Genomic DNA, 18,452 nt, shown 5'->3' with positions numbered 1-18,452 from the left:
CCTGAGCCCCGTACAGTACAGGACTCAGGCCTTGGACGCCGGCTGAATGAACCGTCCAACTATTGGGGGTCAGTTCATGGCCGGACGGGTCTCTTCGTTAGGGGCATTTCGTTCAGCGTGCCTTCGTTGCGTGAGGCACGTCAGTTTTCGTCCTGGGCCTGCACGATCAGGGCTTCCAGGTTGAGGATGTTGACCTCGCGACCGGAGACATCGACCAGCCCCTGCTGCTGGAAGCGACCCAGGATGCGGCTCACCGTTTCCACGGCCAGACCCAGGTAGTTGCCGATATCGGCCCGGGACATGGAGAGGCGGAAACTGTATGGCGAATAGCCGCGCCGACGGAAGCGATCCGACAGGTTGATGAAGAAGCTGGCAAGGCGCTGGTCGGCGGTCTTGCGCGACAGCAGGCGCATCATCTTGCGGTCGTCGCGAAGCTCCTTGCTCATGCTGCGGTAGAGCTGCCCACGTAGTTCGGGCAACTGCTCGGAGAGGTCATCGAGCCGGTCGAAGGGGATCTCGCATACGGTCGTGGTTTCCAGCGCGATCACGCTACCGGGGTAGAGCTTCTCGTCGATCCCGTCGAGTCCCACCAGTTCGCTGGGCAGGAAGAAGTTGGTGACCTGATCGTCACCGGAACCCTCGGTGGTAATCTGCTTGAGGCTGCCGGAGCGTACCGCAAAGACGCTGCTGAAGTCGCTGCCTTGACGGAACAGGGATTCACCCTTCTTGAGGGGAGAGCGACGTCGAATGATCGCATCGAACTGCTCCATGTCCTCGAGTTCCAGCGCAAGGGGCAGGCACAGCGAACTCAGGCTGCAGTTCTGGCAGCGGGTTTCATGCAGCAATGAGCGCCGCTTGCCGAGTGCATTGGCCGCGTTGACCGGCATGCTCCATCTCCTCAATCCAACTTTATGGAGGGCATTATGGAACATTATTGGAATAGGTGAAATGCCTCTTGCGACCTTTGGCCGCAACATTGCGATTAGCTCTGTCGTGCTTCGTTACATTATACGATCCGCGAAAACTGAGAATCGGGGTGAAGCGGTAGCCGGGCATCGAAGGCCATGGCCAGGTGACGGATCAGCAGCCGCCCCAGGGGAGTGGCGATCACACGCTTCCCTTCGAGGATCACCAAGTCGTCCCGTTGCAGTGTCTCAAGCCTCTCCAGGGCCTCTGCCAGGTAGCGGGGGGCGTCGATACCGAACGTCTCGCTCAGCTCGTCCAGATCGAGTTCCATGTCGCACATCAAACGCTCGATGGCGTGCTGCCTGACCCGGTCGTCGAAGGTCAGGCGTATCCCGCGCGCGGTCGGCAGGTGGCCGGCATCCAACGCACCTTCGTAGGCGTCGAGACTGGTGTGGTTCTGGGCGTAGACGTCATCGATGCAGGAGATGGCCGAGACGCCGAGCCCCACCAGATCACACTGGGCATGGCTGGAGTAGCCTTGAAAATTGCGCTGCAGCGTGCCTTCGCGCTGGGCGATGGCCAGGCTGTCGGTTGGCCGGGCGAAATGGTCCATACCGATATGCACATAGCCCGCTTCCGTGAGCATGGCGATGGTGGTGCGCAGGATCGCCAGCTTTTCCTCGGCGCTGGGAAGATCCTCCTCACGAATCTGGCGCTGAGGAGTGAACCGCTCGGGCATGTGCGCATAATTGAAAATCGAGAGGCGAGCCGGGGCCATGGCGATGACCTGCTCGAGGGTCGCGGCAAAGCTGTCGCGAGTCTGGAAGGGCAGGCCGTAGATCAGATCCAGGTTGAGTGAGCGAAAGCCCAGGCGGTCGGCTTCGTCGATCAGTGCCTCGGTGAGAATACGTGGCTGGACCCGGTTCACCGCACGCTGGACCTTGGGGTCGAGGTCCTGTACGCCGAGGCTCAAGCGGTTGAAACCCAGCGCCTGAAGGTGGCGCAGGGTGAACACATCGGCCTCGCGGGGATCGATCTCGATGGCGTAGTCCCGATCCCGTGCACTGGAGAGGCCGAAACGGGCATGCATGCGGTCGATCAGGTCGCTCATTTGGTCGAGGCTGAGAAAGGTCGGGGTGCCTCCTCCCCAGTGCAGCTGGGCGACCTCCCGGCGGGTGTCCAGTTGGCGGCTGACCAGCACCATTTCCCGGTCCAGGCGCGAAACGTAGGGCTCTACCACCTTGCTGCTCTTGGTCGTGACCTTGGTGCAGGCGCAATAATGGCAGGACTTGCGGCAGAAGGGGAGATGGACATAGAGCGACAGGGGCCTGCCATCGGCATTGCTGCGAGCCAGGGCGGCCTGATACTCCATTTCGCCAAAGTCCTCGCTGAACGAGGGGACGGTGGGGTAGGAGCTATAGCGCGGCCCATGGGTGTCGTAGCGCCGTAGGAGCGTAGCATCCCAGGCGAACGGGTCGGCCATCGATCGATGTACTGACAGCGCGAGGACAGACATGGGAGGCACTCCGGAAGCATAGCGATGGCATCATGCTAGCGGTACCCCGGGGAGGGCGGATTGAGCTGCGTCAAACGAAGTGGCGATGGTACGCCGAGGTGGTCAATTTTTAGTGGCCTGCCCCACCGTGTGGCGCCAGGGAAGCGAGCTGCCACAGGGCGAAGGCGATGATCGTCAGAGCAGCAATGGCACGGGTCGTCGGGTGCCGGATCAGCGCTCCCAGCTGATGTGCGGCAAGGCCGGTGACCAGCAGCGAGGGCAAGGTTCCGAGGCCGAATGCGCCCATCAGAAACGCTCCGCTCAGTGGGTCCGCCGTGGCCATGCTCCAGGCCAGCATCGAATAGACCAGTCCGCAGGGCAGCCAGCCCCATATTGCGCCGAGGCCGATCGCCTGTGGAACATGCACGACCGGCATCAGGCGCTTGCCGAAAGGTTCCAGGTAACGCCATAGGTGACGACCCAGCGCCTCGACTCTCAGCAGGCCCTTCCACCAGTCGGCGATGTAGAGCGCCATCAGGATCAGCATTACGGCGGCGAACACCTGCAGACCCACGCCGACGGCGGGATGCAGGGCCACCAGGGTGCCGAGCGAGGCGACAAGCATGCCGGCCACCATATAGCTCAGGATCCTGCCCAGGTTGTAACCGAGCATCAGCCCCGTCAGGCGGGCGGGGCTGCGCATGCTGGGGGGGACGGCGAAGGACAGCGCACTCATGATGCCGCCACACATGCCGATGCAGTGGGCGCCGCCTAGCAGGCCGAAGACGAACGCCGCCAGCATTGGCGGCAGGCCGAGGCCGGTGGGGTCCATCAGCGCTGTTCCGGGCCGTCGTCGGAGTCGTTGGCAGCAGGCTCGCGTCGGGCGGTACGGCGCCGCTTGCGCTCTTCCTGGGTGAGGTCGTTCTCGTCCTCGTCGAACAGGATGCGGTGGGCGGGGCCTTCCAGGTCCTCGAACTGGTCGTGCTTGACTGCCCAGAAGAAGGCCCATACTGCCAGGCCCAGCAGGATCAGGGAGAGCGGGATGAGCAGGTAAAGAATGGTCATGCATTCACCAGTTGTGCGTCGCGGCTTGGAGCCGAGCTGGGGCGAAGGCGGAAGCGGTTGAGCCTCAGCGCGTTGCCTACGACCACCAGCGAGCTGCCCGACATGCCAAGCGCCGCGACCCAGGGCGGCACGATGCCGATGGCAGCCAGGGGCAAGGCCGAGAAGTTGTAGCACACCGACCAGATCATGTTCTGGCGCATGATACGGCGGGTGGCTCTGGCGATCTCGGTCGCCTCGACGATACGCAGCAACCGTGGGCTGAGCAAGACCGCGTCTGCGCTGGTGCGGGCCAGGTCGGTGGCACCGTTCATGGCGATCGAGACATCGGCACCGGCAAGGACAGGTACGTCGTTGATGCCGTCACCGATCATGGCGACCTTCTCGCCTGCCTCCTGGCACTGGCGAATGCGTACCAGTTTGTCTTCCGGGCTGGCGCTCGCCTGCCAGGTATCGATACCCAGCCTCTCGGCCATGCTGCGCACGGCATCGACGGTATCACCCGACAGCAGTTCGACCTGGATGCCACGTGCCTTCAGCTCGCTGATGGTGGCCCCGGCGTCGTCGCGCAGCCGGTCACGCAGGGCAAACCAGGCGCGCGGCTGGCCGGACTCGCTGAGCAGCAGCCACTGGCCCTCGCCCGGCGCCTCCAGCGCCTGGTCGGGTGCGGCGAAGTCGGCTCGTCCCAGGCGCCAGCGGGTGCCGTCTATGACTCCCTCGACCCCCTGGCCGGTTCGGCTCGAACGCTCGCTGGCTTCCACCGTGGCCTGGCGCCAGGGCCGGAAGGCGCGCGCGATGGGATGCTCCGAGTAGGCCTCCAGCGCGGCGGCGACGGTGCATGCCCGCTCAGCCGGGAAGTCCTCGAAGGTACGAGTGTCGACGAGCTGCATCTCGCCCAGGGTCAGCGTGCCGGTCTTGTCAAAGATCACGCGGTCGACCTGTGACAGCGACTCGATGGCATCGGCTCGGGTGATCAGAATCCCACGGCGGCGCAGCTGACCATGCCCCGCAGTCAAGGCGGTGGGCGTGGCCAAGGCCAGGGCGCAGGGGCAGGTCACCACCAGTACAGAGAGCATCACCCACAGCATGCGGCTGGGGTCGATGAACCACCACGCCGTGGTTACGCAGACGGTCACTACCAGCAGCCGCAGCACGAACAAGTGCGACATGCGCGAGGCGAGCTGGGCCAGGCGCGGGCGGCTGGCGAAGGCGCGGTCGGTGAGGTCGACGATGCTCGCCACCCGGGCCTCCTTGCCGGCGTGAGTGACGCGCATCACCAGCGGGCTTTCGATGTTCTGGCTACCGCCGGTGACCGTATCGCCGACGCGCCGGGTGACCGGCAGGTACTCCCCGGTAAGCATCGACTCATCGAGGCTCGACTCGCCCTCTTCGATGATGCCGTCGGCGGGTACCCCGTGGCCGGGCTTGATCACCACCCTGTCCCCCGGATGGAGCTCGCTGGCAGGCAGGATGCGCTCCTCTCCGTTTGCTTCCAGGCGCACGGCGGAGAGAGGCAGTGCGCCGGCCAGCGCGTTGCCGGTATGGCCGCTGCGGCGGCGGGCTCGCGCTTCCACGTAGCGACCGAAGAGCAGGAAGAAGGTGAACATGGCTACCGAGTCGAAGTAGACCTCGCCGGTGTCGGCTATCACGGCATAACCGCTGGCCAGGTAGGCTCCGCCGATGGCGATGGATACCGGCAAGTCCATGCCCAGTACTCGGGTGCGTAGACAGCGTAACGCATTGCGGAAGAACGGCATCGCCGAGAAGAAGACCACCGGCGTGGCCAGGGCGAACGAGAGCCAGTGGAACAGGGCGTAGAAGTCTTCACTGATCTCGCCAGGAGCGGCCATGTAGATGGGGATGGAGAACATCATCACCTGCGCCATGCCCACCGCGGCCACGATCAGGCGCCGAATGTTCATGCGTTCTTCGAATTGCAGGCGCTGTTGGGCGGCATCCGGTTCGTAGGGCTGGGCGCTGTAGCCGATGGCCGCCATTTCGGCCAGGATGCGCGACAGCTCCACCTGAGCGGGATCCCAGGCCACACGCACGCGGTGGTGACTCAGGTTGACGGCGCTCGAAGTCACCCCTTCCAGGGCGTTGAGGCGATGCTCGATGAGCCAGGCACAGGCGGCGCAGGTGATGCCGTCCACCGCCAGGGTGGCGTATACCCGATCGCTGTCGGCCTCGGCGTGGACGAACTGGCGCTGCAGGCCGGGGTCGTCGAAGACCGCCCAGGTCTCGGCCTTGACCGCCTGGCGCTCGTCCGGGCGCTCGGGGAGTTCGGTGCGAAAGCGGTAATAGCTGGCCAGTCCACCGTCGACGATGGCATGGGCCACCGCCTCACAGCCGGGGCAGCACAGCGAGTGCGTGCTGTCATCGACGGTAATCGACCAGGGCGCGCCCGCAGGCACCTGGCTACCGCAGTGGTAACAGTCGGTGACGGCGGGATCGACCGCGGCGGTTTCGTGGCTCATGGCAGTTCTTGGCATTGCGGGCGGCGGCGATCAGCCACGTGTCGGCAATCCCGGGCTGAGCGCGAACTCCTCCTCACTGGGGAACTCGCCTTCGCCGACCAGGCGCCACTCCGGCTCCTCCGCACTGGGATGAAGCTGCAGGTACCAGCGATAGCGCAGGTTGTCTGGCGCCTGGCCCAGGTAGCGACCGTCACGTACGTGCTCCAGGACGATTTCCTGGTCGCGGCCGCCCAAGGTGGGAAAGATCAGCTTCAGGTAGAGCCGCTCGGGGCGCTCCTGGCCCTGCAACTGAACGATGATATCGCTGGTCATGGGGTCGATGCGCAGCTCCGCGGCCAGGTCCAGCTCTTCGGCACGCTGCTGCTTGGCCAGTACCATGTTGATGGCACGGCCGTGTTCATAATAGTCCTGCTGGACAAGTCCATCGGCGGTACGCACCGCCATGAACGCGAGCGTCGAGCTGCCGAAGATCGAAGTGAACAGCATGCCGAGCAGGAACCACGGCCAGAACTGCTTGTACCAGGGGGAAGGGGGTGTCATGGGGTTATCTCCGTGCTTCGCCAATGAAGCGAGTGTCGCGCTCGAGCGCAACGCGCTCGTCATCCTGTGATTGCAGGATCAGTTGAATGGGGTTGCTGGGCAGTGCCAGCACCTCCGGATCGGCGGTGACCTGGACGGCGAACAGCCGCGAAGAGCCTGCCGGCACGCGCAGCGTTTCTGTGTCGAGCTCCAGGTCGGGCAAGCCACTGACCTCGAGGCGGTAGGTGTGATCACGATCGTCGAGATTGCGCACCGTCAAGGTATAGACATTGCTGATGCGCCCGTCACGGGTCATCTGATAAAGCTGGCCGCGCTCGCGCTCTATCTCGAAGCCGAGCGGCATGCGGTCGCCCAGGGCCCAGACGAAGAGGCCGATCATGACTGCCAGTGCGGCAAAATAGCCCAGCAGGCGGGGGCGCAAGATATGGGACCGCTTTCCTTCCAGGGCGTTCTCGGTAGTGTAGCGAATCAGGCCCCGTGGGTAGTTCATGCGATCCATCACGCTGTCGCAGGCATCGATGCAGGCCGCGCAGGTGATGCACTCGTACTGCAGTCCATCGCGAATGTCGATGCCGGTAGGGCAGACCTGCACGCACAGGTCGCAGTCGATACAGTCCCCGAGACCTGTCGCGCGGGCCTGCTCGTGGCTAAGGTTTTTCTTGCGCGAACCCCTGGGCTCGCCGCGGGCCGCATCGTAGGAAACGATCAGGGTATTGCTATCGAACATCACGGACTGGAAGCGGGCATAGGGGCACATGTAGATGCACACCTGTTCACGCAGCCAGCCGGCGTTGAGATAGGTAAAGACCAGGAAGAAGCCAACCCAGAAATAGGACCAGCCATGGGCCTGGAGGGTAGGCAGCTCGAGAACCAGGTCGCGGATGGGCGTGAAGTAGCCGACGAAGGTCACGCCGGTTGCCAGCGCTATGGTCAGCCAGATGGCGTGCTTGGCGCCCTTGCGCCACGCCTTGTCGGCGCTCAGCGGTTCGCGATCGAGCTTGATGCGGCGGTTGCGTGAGCCCTCCAGGCGATGCTCCACCCAGATGTAGAGAAAGGTCCACACGCTCTGGGGGCAGGTATAGCCACACCATACGCGGCCGGCAAATACGGTGATGAAGAACAGGCCGAAGGCACAGATGATCAGCAGCCAGGAGAGCAGAGCGAACTCCTGGGGGTAGAACGTCGCCGCGAAGATATGGAACTCGCGACCAGGCAGGTCGAACCAGATCAGCGGGCGGTCACCCCAGGTGAGCCAGGGCAGGCCGAGGAAGGCCAGCATCAGGAACCAGTTCGCAGCGCGGCGCACCCGCTGGAACAAGCCCTTGATCTCTCTGACGTAGATGTGACGCCGCTTGGCGTACATCTCTTGCCGTACCGGTGCATGGGGGGGGTGATGTCCCACCGGGTCGGGGGTCACGTCTCGAGTGGGAATCTTATCGCTCATTTCGGACTCGCGGCAGGCAGCAGTGGCCCGCAAGGGAAAAACAATGAAGTGGCTTCATTGTACCGGGAGCCCGTCGCGAGGCAGGGCAGTGCGACGGCGGGTCGCACTGCCCTGCCCGGGCGGGATCTATCAGTCGCGGAATCGCAGGCTGTAGACGTAAGCGGCGACGAGGTGGACACGCTCTTCACCGATGTAGGCTTCCTGGGCCGGCATGTGCCCGTTGCGGCCGTTGCGCAGCGTCTGGCGAACCGAATCGGCAACGCTCTGACCGGGTGCCTGGTAGAGCCAGATGTCGTTGGTCAGGTTGGGCGCGCCCAAGGCGGTGTTGCCGGTGCCATCGGGAGCGTGGCAAGCCGCACACACCGAGGCGTAGACCGAGGCACCCAGCTCGGCACGCTCGGTATCGTGCTCGAGGCCAGACAGTGACAGCACGTGCTGGGTCACGTTCTCGATGTTGTTCTCACCGAGGGTCTGGAACGAGGGCATCAGGCCGTTGCGGCCGCGCACCAGGCTGGTCATGATCTGCTCGGGTTCGCCACCGTAGAGCCAGTCGTCGTTGGTCAGGTCGGGGAAGCCGTAGCCGCCCCGAGCGTTGGCCCCATGACACACCGCGCAGTTGTTCTGGTAGATGCGTTCGGCGACCTGCATGGCTTCAGCGTCGCGCGCCAGCTCGGGAATCGGAATCTCCTGATACTGGGCGAAGATCGGCGTGAAGCGCTCCTCGGCACGGGCCACTTCCTGCTCCCACTGGCCTTCCTGGGTCCAGCCAAGCAGGCCGGTGAAGTTGCCCAGGCCCGGGTAAAGCAGCAGATAGCCCAGACCGAAGATCACCGTGGCCACATAGAGCTGGAACCACCAGCGGGGCAGCGGATTATCGTACTCCTCGATCTCATCGGCCGCGTGTCCGGTCGTTTCCACGTTGCCGTCGGCATCGGGCACCTTGTCGGTCTTGCGGTTGGCGTACAGGATCCAGAAAGCGAAGGCGATGGAGCCCAGCGTCAAAACGATGATCCAGGCACTCCAGAACCCGGAGAGGGAGTCGTCCCAGAAGTTGCTCATGTGTTCTTGTCTCCCCTGTCATTTCGGGAATCGGCTTCGCTGTCTGGCTCGCTCTTTGCGTGCCCCTGCGAGGCGCTACTGTCACGGTTGGCGGGCTGGTCGTCTTCGGCGAATGGCAGGTTGGCTGCCTCGTCGAAGTCCGGCTTGCGCCGCCGGGAGTAGGCCCACCAGGTGATCCCCGCAAAGGCAATGATCAGCAGGCCGGTAATGATGCCGCTAAAAGTGCCGCTATCCATGATCAACGCGTTCCCTCGAGCACGGTCCCCAGCTGCTGCAGATAGGCCACCAGCGCGGTGATCTCCTGCTGGCCGCGGACTTCACGCGTGGCGTTCTCGATGTCCTCGTCGGTATAGGGCACGCCCAGGCGGCGCAGCGCCTCCATCTTGCGCGGCGTGTCACTGCCATCCAGGGTGCGCTCGAACAGCCACGGGTAGGCCGGCATGATCGATCCCGGTACCACGTCACGCGGGTTGTACATGTGGGCGCGGTGCCAGTCATCGCTGTAGCGGCCGCCAACACGGGCCAGGTCCGGGCCGGTCCGCTTGGAGCCCCACAGGAAGTTGTGCTCGTAGATGAACTCGCCAGCCACGCTGTAGTGTCCGTAGCGCTCGGTCTCTGCGCGGAACGGGCGGATCATCTGCGAGTGGCAGCCGACGCAGCCTTCGCGACGATAGATGTCACGTCCTTCGAGCTCCAGGGCGCTGAGCGGGCGCAGCCCTTCAACCGGCTCCGTGGTCTGCTTCTGGAAGAACAGCGGCACGATCTCGGCCAGGCCGCCGAAACTGATCACCACCAGGATCAGCACGGCAAGCAGGCCTACGTTCTTTTCGACAATCTCGTGTTTCATTGGCGTCGGTATCCCCGTTTGCTCAGGCTGTCTGCGGAAGCGGCTGCTGGGTAGCGGCTTCGCTGCGCTTGATGGTCATGAAGACGTTGTAGGCCATGATCAGCATGCCAACGATCCAGAACAGGCCACCGATGAGGCGCACGATGTAGCCTGGGCCGCTTGCTTCGACCGACTCCATGAAGGTGTACATCAGGGTGCCGTCGGGGTTGATGGCACGCCACATCAGGCCCTGCAGGATACCGTTGACCCACATGGCGGCGATGTAGAGCACGGTGCCGATGGTGGAAAGCCAGAAGTGCACGGCGATCAGGCCTACCGAGTGCATCTCGGTGCGGCCGAACAGGCGCGGGATCAGGTGGTACATGGAGCCGATGGTGATCATTGCCACCCAGCCGAGCGCCCCGGCGTGAACGTGGCCGATGGTCCAGTCGGTGTAGTGGGAGAGGGCATTGACCGTCTTCACCGCCATCATCGGCCCCTCGAAGGTCGACATACCGTAGAAGGCCAGGGCGACGACCAAGAAGCGCAGGGTCGGATCGGTGCGCAGCTTATGCCAGGCGCCGGAGAGGGTCATCATGCCGTTGATCATGCCGCCCCAGGAGGGAGCCAGCAGGATGATCGACATCACCATGCCCAGCGACTGTGCCCAGTCAGGCAGCGCCGTGTAGTGCAGGTGGTGCGGGCCGGCCCACATGTAGATCATGATCAGCGCCCAGAAATGGACGATGGACAGGCGGTAGGAGTAGATCGGGCGCTCGGCCTGCTTGGGCACGAAGTAGTACATCATGCCGAGGAAGCCGGCAGTCAGGAAGAAGCCGACCGCGTTGTGCCCGTACCACCACTGGACCATGGCGTCGATGGTGCCGGAGTAGAGCGAAACGGAGTACATGAAGGTGACCGGTATCGCCGCGTTGTTGACGATGTGCAGCACGGCTACGGTCAGGATGAAGGCGGCGAAGAACCAGTTGGCCACGTAGATGTGGGAGGTCTTGCGCTGCTTCAGGGTCATCATGAAGACGATGGCATAGCTTACCCAGACCACGGCGATCAGAATGTTGATCGGCCATTCGAGCTCGGCGTACTCCTTGGTAGTGGTGTAGCCCAGCGGCAGCGTGATCACCGCCGACAGAATCACCGCCTGCCAGCCCCAGAAGGTGAAGGCAGCCAGCTTGTCGGAGAACAGGCGCGTCTGGCAGGTGCGCTGTACGACGTAGTACGAAGTCGCCATCAGCGCTGAGCCGCCGAAGGCGAAGATCACGGCATTGGTATGCAGCGGCCGTAGGCGGCCGAAGCTGGTCCAAGGCAGATCGAGGTTGAGTTGCGGCCAAACCAGCTGTGCGGCGAGGATGACACCGAGGAGCATGCCCACGATGCCCCACACCACTGTCATGATCGCAAACTGCCGAACTACCTTGTAGTTGTAGGTCGGGTGCTCTAGTGCTGTGCTCATGTCAGGTTCCCATCGAACGCGAATGGAGAACTCGAAGTGGCGATGGCCACGACGGTGCTCCCGGTTGGGTGATGCAGGTCAGAAAGCAAGGCGGATTCTAGCGCAGCAGGCTGACAGACTGAAACAAGCTTACTCGTGAAACTGGTATAGGAATTTGACGTGTGTCGAACTTTGAGCCGAAAGTACCGGTTACCATTGGCCCAATACAACTGCGTGAACAGGAACATGACCGGGAGCCCGGTGTGTGGCTCGTGGAAGGGCACGGCCCGCTCGAAGTCAGAGGGACGGGGGCAGTAGGTCGAGTCCTGATTGCCCACGGTGCGGGGGCTGGCCAGCAGTCCCTTTACATGAATCAACTGCGCGATGCGCTGGCCCGTGAGGGGGTTCAGACCCTGGCCATGGACTTCGCCTACATGCAGCGCATGCAACGTGAAGCGAAGCGAATTCCGCCGCCACCGATCGATCGCCTGGTAGAAGAATTGTCCCAGTGGTGCGACATTCTGACACATCCTCGGGGAGGTACCCTCTGGCTCGGCGGCAAGTCCATGGGTGGGCGTGCCGCGAGCCTGCTTGCGGCGCGTGGCCAGGCTGCCGGTCTGTTGCTGTGCGGCTATCCCTTCCATCCGCCGGCAAGACCCGACAGGCTGAGGTTGGCACACTGGCCTGACCTGACGTGCCCCACCCTGGTAGTGCAGGGCACGCGGGATCCGTTCGGCACTCGAGAGGAAGTCGCAGACTATGCCTTGCCTCAGTGCGTAAAGTTGCATTGGCTGGAGGAAGGAGATCACGACTGGAAGCCGAGGCGAAAGTCCGGGCGGACACAGGCTGAGTTGATCGAGGAGGGGGCGGCGGCGATGGCGGGTTTCATGGCTGCGCACTGCGAGTCGAAGTGATAGAGGCAAGCGTGGCGCGGGCTGCAGCCATGACCGGCTTGTTGTCGGGCGTCAGACGATACATGTGTCAGGTCGTTAGCGGTGCAAAGGCATTGACAAGCAGGCGGATCCCTGTAGAATTCAGCGCCACGTGACCAGGGGTGGTTAGCTCAGCTGGGAGAGCACCAGCCTTACAAGCTGGGGGTCACAGGTTCGAACCCTGTACCACCCACCACCGCTTTCGAGCGACAAGCGATTGCGGGTGTGTGATCACGTAGGAAGCAAGCAGCGGACCGGTAGTTCAGTTGGTTAGAATGCCGGCCTGTCACGCCGGAGGTCGCGGGTTCGAGTCCCGTCCGGTCCGCCACGATGCCCTGGCAATGCCTTCGCAGATGCGATTCCGTGGGTGATTAGCTCAGTTGGTTAGAGCACCAGCCTCACATGCTGGGGGTCACTGGTTCGAGTCCGGTATCACCCACCACGCGGACCGGTAGTTCAGTTGGTTAGAATGCCGGCCTGTCACGCCGGAGGTCGCGGGTTCGAGTCCCGTCCGGTCCGCCATCCGATTTCAAACCCCGAGCCTCGGCTCGGGGTTTTTCGTATTGTCTATACTCCCACCGCGCTGTCCCTGTTCGATGGGGCATGGTCGCCGATGTCGGGTGGCAGGCTGTTTTCTTTGCGCCGAGAGCCTGGCTATCATACAGTTGTTTGAAAACAACCGTGACTTGACCCCAAGGAGGAGTTCGCGTGCGCTACCCTCACCTGTTCCGCCCGCTCGAGGTAGGCCACCTGACGCTGCCCAATCGCGTCTTGATGGGCTCCATGCATACCAACCTCGAGGAAGCGCCTAACGGCTTCGCCCGCCTGGCGGCCTTCTATGCCGAGCGTGCGCGTGAGGGCGTGGCGCTGATCGTTACCGGCGGCATCGCGCCCAATCCGGAAGGGGCGGTCTTTCAAGGTGCCGCTTCGCTGGAGCGTGATGAACAGGTGGTGGAGCATCGTGGTGTGGTCGAAGCGGTTCATGCCGAGGGGGGACGCATCTGCATGCAGATTTTGCATGCGGGACGTTACGCCTATTCCCCGGAGCTGGTGGCACCATCGTCGATCCAGGCACCGATCAACCCTTTCGTGCCACGTGAGCTCACAGACGATGAGGTGGAGCGCCAGATCGAGGACTACGTGCGCTGCGCGACCCTGGCCCGAGAAGCCGGTTACGACGGCGTCGAGGTGATGGGCTCCGAAGGTTACCTGATCAACCAGTTTCTGTGCCTGCGCACCAATCAGCGCGACGATCGCTGGGGTGGGTCGCTCGAGAATCGCATGCGCTTTGCCATCGAGATCGTGTCGCGCATCCGCCAGACGGTGGGCAAGGATTTCCTGATCATTTTCCGTCTGTCGATGATCGACCTGGTGGAGGAGGGCAGTACCTGGGAAGAAGTCGTGACCCTGGGGCGCGCTATCGAGACGGCAGGCGCCAGCCTGATCAACACCGGTATCGGTTGGCATGAGGCACGTGTGCCTACCATCGTGACCAGCGTGCCACGGGCGGCCTTCACCGAGGTGACCCGGCGCATGAAGGACGAGCTCAGCATTCCGCTGATCACCACCAACCGTATCAACATGCCCGAGGTGGCCGAGCGGGTGCTGGCCGAGGGGCACGCCGACATGGTCTCCATGGCCCGCCCCTTCCTCGCCGACCCGGCCTGGGTGCGCAAGGCGGCCGAGGGGAGGGACGCTGAGATCAATACCTGCATCGCCTGCAACCAAGCGTGCCTCGACCATACCTTTCAGGGCAAGTTGACCTCCTGCCTGGTCAACCCACAGGCGTGTCATGAAACCGAGCTGGTGATCGAGCCGGCCGAGACTGTGCGAGATGTCGCCGTGGTCGGCGGCGGGCCGGCGGGACTGGCAGCGGCGCTCACCGCAGCGCGGCGGGGCCACCGAGTCGTGCTTTTCGAGCGCAACGACGAGCTGGGCGGCCAGTTCAACCTGGCGCGCAAGATCCCTGGCAAGGAGGAGTTCGACGAGACGCTGCGCTATTTCCAGGTGATGCTCGACAAGCACGGCGTCGAGGTGAAACTTGGCAGTGAGCCCGATGTGCAGACCCTGCGTGGCTTCTCTGCCGTGATCCTGGCCACCGGGGTGCGTCCGCGCCGCCTCGAGATGCCGGGGATCGAGCATCCCAAGGTGATAAGCTATCCCATGGCCATCCAGCATCCCGAGCGGGTCGGCCGGCGCGTGGCGATCATCGGCGCCGGGGGTATCGGCTTCGACGTGGCCGAACTGCTCACTCACGTGGGGCATCCCGCGCTGGATCGCGAGGCCTGGTGTGCCGAATGGGGGGTGGATCTGAGCGTCTCCGAGCGTGGCGGCATTCGCCCGCCGGAGCTCCCGGATACGCCGCGTGAGGTCTATCTCCTGCAGCGAAAGCACTCCAAGCCCGGCAAGGGGCTGGGCAAGTCCACCGGCTGGGTGCACCGATTGTCACTGCGTCATCGCGGGGTCGAGGCACTGGCCAGCTGCGAGTATGTCGGCATCGACGATGAGGGCCTGCACATCCGTCACAACGAGGAGCCGCGCCTGCTCCAGGTTGATAGCGTGGTGATCTGTGCCGGCCAGGATCCAGTGCGCGAGCTGCTCGAGCCGCTCAAATCCGCCGGCGTGGCAGTGCACCTGATCGGTGGCGCCGACGAAGCCGCCGAACTCGATGCCAAGCGCGCCATCGAGCAGGGTACTCGGGTGGCGGCTGGCTTGTAGTCAGTCCAGCGTCACTGACATGGAGCCAGACAGCACCAGGGCAATCAGTTCCGCCTGACGATGCGTGTCGGTCTTCTGAAACAGGTTGCGTAGATGAAAGGCTACCGTGGTGGGTGAGACCGACATGCGCTCGGCGATCTCCTCACTGCGCAGCCCCTCGGCCAGGGCCAGGGCGATACGCGCTTCCGTCGGCGTGAGGCCGAACAGGCTGGCGAGCACCTGACAGGGTACCTGTGGACGCCGTTCAGGGTCGGAAAGCAGGATGACCGCGGCTGGCTCCTGGGTCAGGCTGGCGCTCTCCTGAGCCAGCGAGCAGGCGAGTACCAGCAGGTCGCGTTGTTGCCTGGAGCGCGCCAGGCGAAGGCAGTTGACGCTGTCCCCTCCCGCCTGGCTGTGCCCTAGCGTTTCGCGGATGGCCTTGCGCAAGGCCGGGCTGGTGATCGCAGCGCCAGCAGGGCGTGGCCTTTCCAGTTCAAGCCCCTCGGTCTCGCTTGCCAGCTGCCTTGCCGTACGGTTGGCAAACAGCATCTGGCCTTCTCGATTGAGCAGGATGATACCGGGGGCGACCAGGTCGAGGGCGCGCGTGGCAGCGATGAAAGCCTGGCTGCTGGCTTCCTGTCGCAGGTCGGTCATGGCCTGGCGTAGCTCGGAAATCTCGGTCCTGGCCTTGAGGCGCATGCGCTCCACCTGGCGCAGCCGGGCGTCGATGGTGGCGAGCATCAGGTCGAAGTCTACCGGCTTGACCAGATAGTCGTCGGCGCCGGAGCGCTTGCCGTCGACGATGTCGCTGGGTTCGCAGAGTGCGGTGAGGAAGACGATCGGGGTATCGGCCAGGTCGGGGCGCTTGCTGCGGATCTCCTGCAGGATCTCGTACCCGTTGCGGCTGGGCATGTTGATATCGCACAGGATCAGGTCAGGAGAGACGGCTCGGATTTGCTCCAGGCACTCCTCCCCGTCCGCCGCCTCGACCACGGCATAGCCGGCCTCACGCAGTTCCTCGCATATGTCGCGGCGCAGTTCGTGATGATCCTCGGCGCAGAGAATCAGGGCCGGCATGGCATTGGATGCAATGTCGGTCATGGCAGGGTACCTCGGTTATCCAGCGGCAGGGTGAGACAGAAGGTGGCTCCCACGCCTTCACGGGAGTTCACGGTGATATCGCCACGCTGAATCCGTGCCAGGTAACGTGCGATATTGAGGCCAAGCCCTATGCCGGGGACCGTGGCGGCGCGCCGTGAGCGGAAGAAGCGATCGAATAGATGGGGCAGATCGTTGGGAGCGATACCCATGCCCTGGTCGGACACGCTGCACAGGGCCATTCCATCCTCGCTGGAAAGCCGAACCGTGACCGGCGAGCCGGGTGGTGAATACTTCAGGGCGTTGGAAAGCAGGTTGGCGAGGATCTGTTCCACCAGGGCGCGGTCGCAGCGAACTCGCAGGGGGCTTGGGGCATCGTGCTGCACAAAAATACGCTGGCTTCCCGCCGCTTCTTCCTGCAGTTGGCAGGTATGGCTGACGATCGCGACCAGATCGAAGTTATCGGGCCGATGGCTGACCTGGTTACCGTCGATGCGGGCGACAGTCAGTGCGCTTTCCACCAGTCGCGTCATGTGGGCTACCGCGTCGCGCAGGCGCACGTAGCGCTGGTGGCGCTCCTCATGCTGCATGTTATCGCCGCGGCGCTGCAGCCGCTGCAGTCCCGAGTCGATCACCGCCAGCGGCGTGCGGAACTGGTGCGAGACGGTGGCGGCAAAGCTGCGGTAGAAGTCGCTGACGCCCTGTTCGCGCTGCAACGCCTCCTCCAGCGAGAGTGCCGCCTGCTTGTAGCGCGTGACATCTGCGACCCTCAGCACATGTCCGCCGTCCCAGGTGGTTCGCAGTGTCAATTGTCGCCAGCCCTGACCAGGAATCTCCATGTCACACTGCAAGGAGTTTCCCTCCGTCCCGGTCGCAGTGGCTTCACGTGCCGTATCCATGCCCGCCTGGGAGCGGATCGTATCCAGCACGGCGGCCAGCGGCTGGTCATGGGCTGGGCCGGCCGCATAGGGCAGCAGCTCGACCAGTTGCGGGTTGGTCAGTGTCAGCTTGCCCTCGGCATCGAAGGCGGCAAAGCCGTCCGGGGCCGTGTCGATGGCTGCAGCCAGGCGAGCGCGCTCGGCCTCGAGGTCGCAGGTGCGATGCTCGATCTGGCGCTCCAGTTCGACACGGTGATTTGCCAGGGCGCGCTTGGCGGCGGTGTTCTGGCTCAGCGTGCGTAGCAGCAGACCGACCATCACCACACCGCTCAATAGAATGCCGACGATGGAGGCGATCGCCTGCAGCAGGCTTTCACGATGCTTGTCCAGACGTAGTCCCGTGTTTTCCCACTCCTCGATCATGACCGCATTGGCCATATGATTGAATTTCAGCAGCAGCGGAGCGAGCTCGTCATGCACCTGGTCGGCGAGGGTGAGATCACCCGGAGCCATATCCACCAGCATTGCCTCGATGGCTTGCATTCCAAGCAGCGCTTCCTGGATGGCGTCGCTGAACCCCAGGTCGGCCAGATAGCGCTGCTGTGGCCCCTGGGCAATCAGCTCGAGCCGGCTCACGAAGTTGTCGAAGCGCAATCCCGGGTTTGCCGTCTCGTCGCCGCGGGCGAGGCGGTTGACCGCTTCATCGAGGCGGTGGCTGGCGACTTGGGCCTGGGTGATCACCCACAGCATGTTCTCGTCGACGTTCTCGCGCATGTCCTGTTCCACCTGGAACAGGCGGACCAGCGAGAACGCCAGGAAGGTCGCAAAGGCAACGATCACCAGCAGCGGCGCGAAGTGAGCGGGTAGCCGGCGCAGGCGAGACATCAACGAACCTCGAGTCGTTCCAGCTGCCAGACCCAGCGATAGTCGTAGCGGATATCCTGGAGCTCACGGTGCTCGTCGCGGGGATAGACGATCCACAGCGGCCCCTTGTCGCGCGGCGTCAATGTCTCTCCGTCCATGGTGTCGGCCAACAGCACGTCATAGTCGTGGAAATCGGTCAGGGGAATGTCGACCCGATAGTCGTTGAGCGCCAGGGCGACCGTGCTCTCCCCGCGTGCCTCGACCTGAGCCAGCAGGTCCCGCATCAGGTAGCCCTCGAACCGGTTGATGCCATCGGTAACGACCGTTGAGGTATCGAGACGATGGCGAGGCAGTTCGGCCAGCAGAGTACGATCGAAATGGGCTTCATCGCCCACATTGGTGCGCTTGATCTCCCCGCTGATGCTCAGGATCACCGGCCCCTGGGGCGGCGGGAGGCTATCGCCTAACGCAACGGAGCAGGAGAAGAGCAAGAGAAAGACGATGCTCAGGCGAGTCATTGCTGTCATAGGGCTGGCTCCTTGAAGGCATGCCATCTTCCGGACGACCGCGGTAGCTGTCCCCGTTCGATTGAACGGGGGCATCGGATTCGTGCTGTTTTAGGCTGAGTGTGGCAACCAGTACCGTTGATTACATAGTGAAACAGTAGTGGCGGTGAGCCTTCAATGCGAATCGTGGCCGCTGATCAGAGCCGGATGGAGGCCAG

Annotated in this window: 16 protein-coding genes and 4 tRNA genes; 6 read left to right on the top strand and 14 right to left on the bottom strand. The window is 63.6% G+C overall.

Annotation, left to right across the window (positions count from 1 at the left end; genetic code table 11):
• Positions 1-140: 140 nt before the first annotated feature.
• The 11 genes from fnr to ccoN form a co-directional block, all read right to left on the bottom strand.
• Positions 141-887, bottom strand: a complete 747-nt coding sequence (gene fnr, locus H1D44_RS13735) for a fumarate/nitrate reduction transcriptional regulator Fnr (protein WP_181515419.1) — start codon at positions 885-887, stop codon at positions 141-143.
• 119 nt (positions 888-1,006) lie between these two features.
• Positions 1,007-2,422, bottom strand: a complete 1,416-nt coding sequence (gene hemN / locus H1D44_RS13730; RefSeq protein WP_238984459.1) for an oxygen-independent coproporphyrinogen III oxidase — start codon at positions 2,420-2,422, stop codon at positions 1,007-1,009.
• Between the two features lie 109 nt (positions 2,423-2,531).
• Positions 2,532-3,233, bottom strand: a complete 702-nt coding sequence (locus tag H1D44_RS13725) for a sulfite exporter TauE/SafE family protein (protein ID WP_181515418.1) — start codon at positions 3,231-3,233, stop codon at positions 2,532-2,534.
• The gene (gene ccoS / locus H1D44_RS13720) at positions 3,233-3,466 is read right to left on the bottom strand and encodes a cbb3-type cytochrome oxidase assembly protein CcoS (RefSeq protein WP_181515417.1); all 234 of its coding nucleotides are present in this window, start codon (positions 3,464-3,466) and stop codon (positions 3,233-3,235) included. Before ccoS ends, H1D44_RS13725 begins: the two co-directional genes overlap by 1 nt.
• Positions 3,463-5,940 (bottom strand): heavy metal translocating P-type ATPase, encoded by a 2,478-nt coding sequence (locus tag H1D44_RS13715; protein WP_181515416.1) that lies wholly within the window; start codon positions 5,938-5,940, stop codon positions 3,463-3,465. The genes ccoS and H1D44_RS13715 overlap by 4 nt, the downstream gene beginning before the upstream one ends.
• A gap of 30 nt (positions 5,941-5,970) precedes the next feature.
• A complete protein-coding gene (locus H1D44_RS13710; protein WP_181515415.1) occupies positions 5,971-6,480 on the bottom strand; it encodes a FixH family protein in 510 nt (169 codons plus the stop codon).
• Positions 6,481-6,484: 4 nt separating this feature from the next.
• Positions 6,485-7,924: a cytochrome c oxidase accessory protein CcoG gene (gene ccoG, locus H1D44_RS13705; protein ID WP_181515414.1), complete on the bottom strand. Its 1,440-nt coding sequence runs from the start codon at positions 7,922-7,924 to the stop codon at positions 6,485-6,487.
• Between the two features lie 129 nt (positions 7,925-8,053).
• A complete protein-coding gene (ccoP, locus tag H1D44_RS13700) occupies positions 8,054-8,983 on the bottom strand; it encodes a cytochrome-c oxidase, cbb3-type subunit III (RefSeq protein WP_181515413.1) in 930 nt (309 codons plus the stop codon).
• Positions 8,980-9,219 carry a cbb3-type cytochrome oxidase subunit 3 gene (locus H1D44_RS13695; protein WP_181515412.1) on the bottom strand — a complete coding sequence of 80 codons (240 nt, stop codon included), beginning with the start codon at positions 9,217-9,219 and terminating at the stop codon, positions 8,980-8,982. Before H1D44_RS13695 ends, ccoP begins: the two co-directional genes overlap by 4 nt.
• 2 nt (positions 9,220-9,221) lie before the next feature.
• Positions 9,222-9,830 (bottom strand): cytochrome-c oxidase, cbb3-type subunit II, encoded by a 609-nt coding sequence (ccoO, locus tag H1D44_RS13690; protein WP_181515411.1) that lies wholly within the window; start codon positions 9,828-9,830, stop codon positions 9,222-9,224.
• 22 nt (positions 9,831-9,852) lie between these two features.
• Positions 9,853-11,280 carry a cytochrome-c oxidase, cbb3-type subunit I gene (ccoN, locus tag H1D44_RS13685; RefSeq protein ID WP_181515410.1) on the bottom strand — a complete coding sequence of 476 codons (1,428 nt, stop codon included), beginning with the start codon at positions 11,278-11,280 and terminating at the stop codon, positions 9,853-9,855.
• Between the two features lie 242 nt (positions 11,281-11,522).
• Here ccoN and H1D44_RS13680 point away from each other — a divergent pair, with 242 nt between their 5' ends.
• The 6 genes from H1D44_RS13680 (at position 11,523) to H1D44_RS13655 (ending at position 14,909) form a co-directional block, all read left to right on the top strand.
• On the top strand, positions 11,523-12,173 hold the full coding sequence (locus H1D44_RS13680; RefSeq protein WP_338073468.1) for an alpha/beta family hydrolase: 651 nt from the start codon (positions 11,523-11,525) through the stop codon (positions 12,171-12,173).
• A gap of 138 nt (positions 12,174-12,311) precedes the next feature.
• Positions 12,312-12,387: transfer RNA gene (locus tag H1D44_RS13675), tRNA-Val, on the top strand.
• A 55-nt stretch (positions 12,388-12,442) separates the two neighbouring features.
• A tRNA-Asp gene (locus H1D44_RS13670) sits at positions 12,443-12,519 on the top strand.
• A gap of 37 nt (positions 12,520-12,556) precedes the next feature.
• Positions 12,557-12,633: transfer RNA gene (locus H1D44_RS13665), tRNA-Val, on the top strand.
• Positions 12,634-12,636: 3 nt separating this feature from the next.
• Positions 12,637-12,713 (top strand) — tRNA-Asp (locus tag H1D44_RS13660).
• Positions 12,714-12,899: 186 nt separating this feature from the next.
• Positions 12,900-14,909: an FAD-dependent oxidoreductase gene (locus H1D44_RS13655; protein WP_181515408.1), complete on the top strand. Its 2,010-nt coding sequence runs from the start codon at positions 12,900-12,902 to the stop codon at positions 14,907-14,909.
• Here H1D44_RS13655 and H1D44_RS13650 read toward each other — a convergent pair whose 3' ends face one another.
• From H1D44_RS13650 to H1D44_RS13640, 3 genes are read right to left on the bottom strand one after another with little or no spacing between them, the layout of a single operon-like run.
• Positions 14,910-15,989 carry a response regulator gene (locus tag H1D44_RS13650; RefSeq protein ID WP_181515407.1) on the bottom strand — a complete coding sequence of 360 codons (1,080 nt, stop codon included), beginning with the start codon at positions 15,987-15,989 and terminating at the stop codon, positions 14,910-14,912.
• The gene (locus tag H1D44_RS13645; RefSeq protein WP_181515406.1) at positions 15,986-17,749 is read right to left on the bottom strand and encodes a sensor histidine kinase; all 1,764 of its coding nucleotides are present in this window, start codon (positions 17,747-17,749) and stop codon (positions 15,986-15,988) included. Before H1D44_RS13645 ends, H1D44_RS13650 begins: the two co-directional genes overlap by 4 nt.
• Positions 17,749-18,255, bottom strand: coding sequence for a putative pterin-binding protein (locus tag H1D44_RS13640; RefSeq protein WP_220128090.1), 507 nt, complete (start codon positions 18,253-18,255; stop codon positions 17,749-17,751). The genes H1D44_RS13645 and H1D44_RS13640 overlap by 1 nt, the downstream gene beginning before the upstream one ends.
• Positions 18,256-18,452: the final 197 nt, after the last annotated feature.

Source organism: Billgrantia kenyensis (assembly GCF_013697085.1).
GTDB classification, from domain to species: domain Bacteria; phylum Pseudomonadota; class Gammaproteobacteria; order Pseudomonadales; family Halomonadaceae; genus Halomonas; species Halomonas kenyensis.
The sequence above is the reverse complement of the archived record's forward strand: the minus strand, read 5'-3'. Positions and strand labels throughout refer to the sequence as shown.

Bases quoted from the DNA above. Each gene is read 5' to 3' on its own strand.
- fnr (WP_181515419.1), bottom strand. From the start codon at position 887: ATGCCGGTCAACGCGGCCAATGCACTCGGCAAGCGGCGCTCATTGCTG.
- hemN (WP_238984459.1), bottom strand. From the start codon at position 2,422: ATGTCTGTCCTCGCGCTGTCAGTACATCGATCGATGGCCGACCCGTTC.
- H1D44_RS13725 (WP_181515418.1), bottom strand. From the start codon at position 3,233: ATGGACCCCACCGGCCTCGGCCTGCCGCCAATGCTGGCGGCGTTCGTC.
- ccoS (WP_181515417.1), bottom strand. From the start codon at position 3,466: ATGACCATTCTTTACCTGCTCATCCCGCTCTCCCTGATCCTGCTGGGC.
- H1D44_RS13715 (WP_181515416.1), bottom strand. From the start codon at position 5,940: ATGAGCCACGAAACCGCCGCGGTCGATCCCGCCGTCACCGACTGTTAC.
- H1D44_RS13710 (WP_181515415.1), bottom strand. From the start codon at position 6,480: ATGACACCCCCTTCCCCCTGGTACAAGCAGTTCTGGCCGTGGTTCCTG.
- ccoG (WP_181515414.1), bottom strand. From the start codon at position 7,924: ATGAGCGATAAGATTCCCACTCGAGACGTGACCCCCGACCCGGTGGGA.
- ccoP (WP_181515413.1), bottom strand. From the start codon at position 8,983: ATGAGCAACTTCTGGGACGACTCCCTCTCCGGGTTCTGGAGTGCCTGG.
- H1D44_RS13695 (WP_181515412.1), bottom strand. From the start codon at position 9,219: ATGGATAGCGGCACTTTTAGCGGCATCATTACCGGCCTGCTGATCATT.
- ccoO (WP_181515411.1), bottom strand. From the start codon at position 9,830: ATGAAACACGAGATTGTCGAAAAGAACGTAGGCCTGCTTGCCGTGCTG.
- ccoN (WP_181515410.1), bottom strand. From the start codon at position 11,280: ATGAGCACAGCACTAGAGCACCCGACCTACAACTACAAGGTAGTTCGG.
- H1D44_RS13650 (WP_181515407.1), bottom strand. From the start codon at position 15,989: ATGACCGACATTGCATCCAATGCCATGCCGGCCCTGATTCTCTGCGCC.
- H1D44_RS13645 (WP_181515406.1), bottom strand. From the start codon at position 17,749: ATGTCTCGCCTGCGCCGGCTACCCGCTCACTTCGCGCCGCTGCTGGTG.
- H1D44_RS13640 (WP_220128090.1), bottom strand. From the start codon at position 18,255: ATGACAGCAATGACTCGCCTGAGCATCGTCTTTCTCTTGCTCTTCTCC.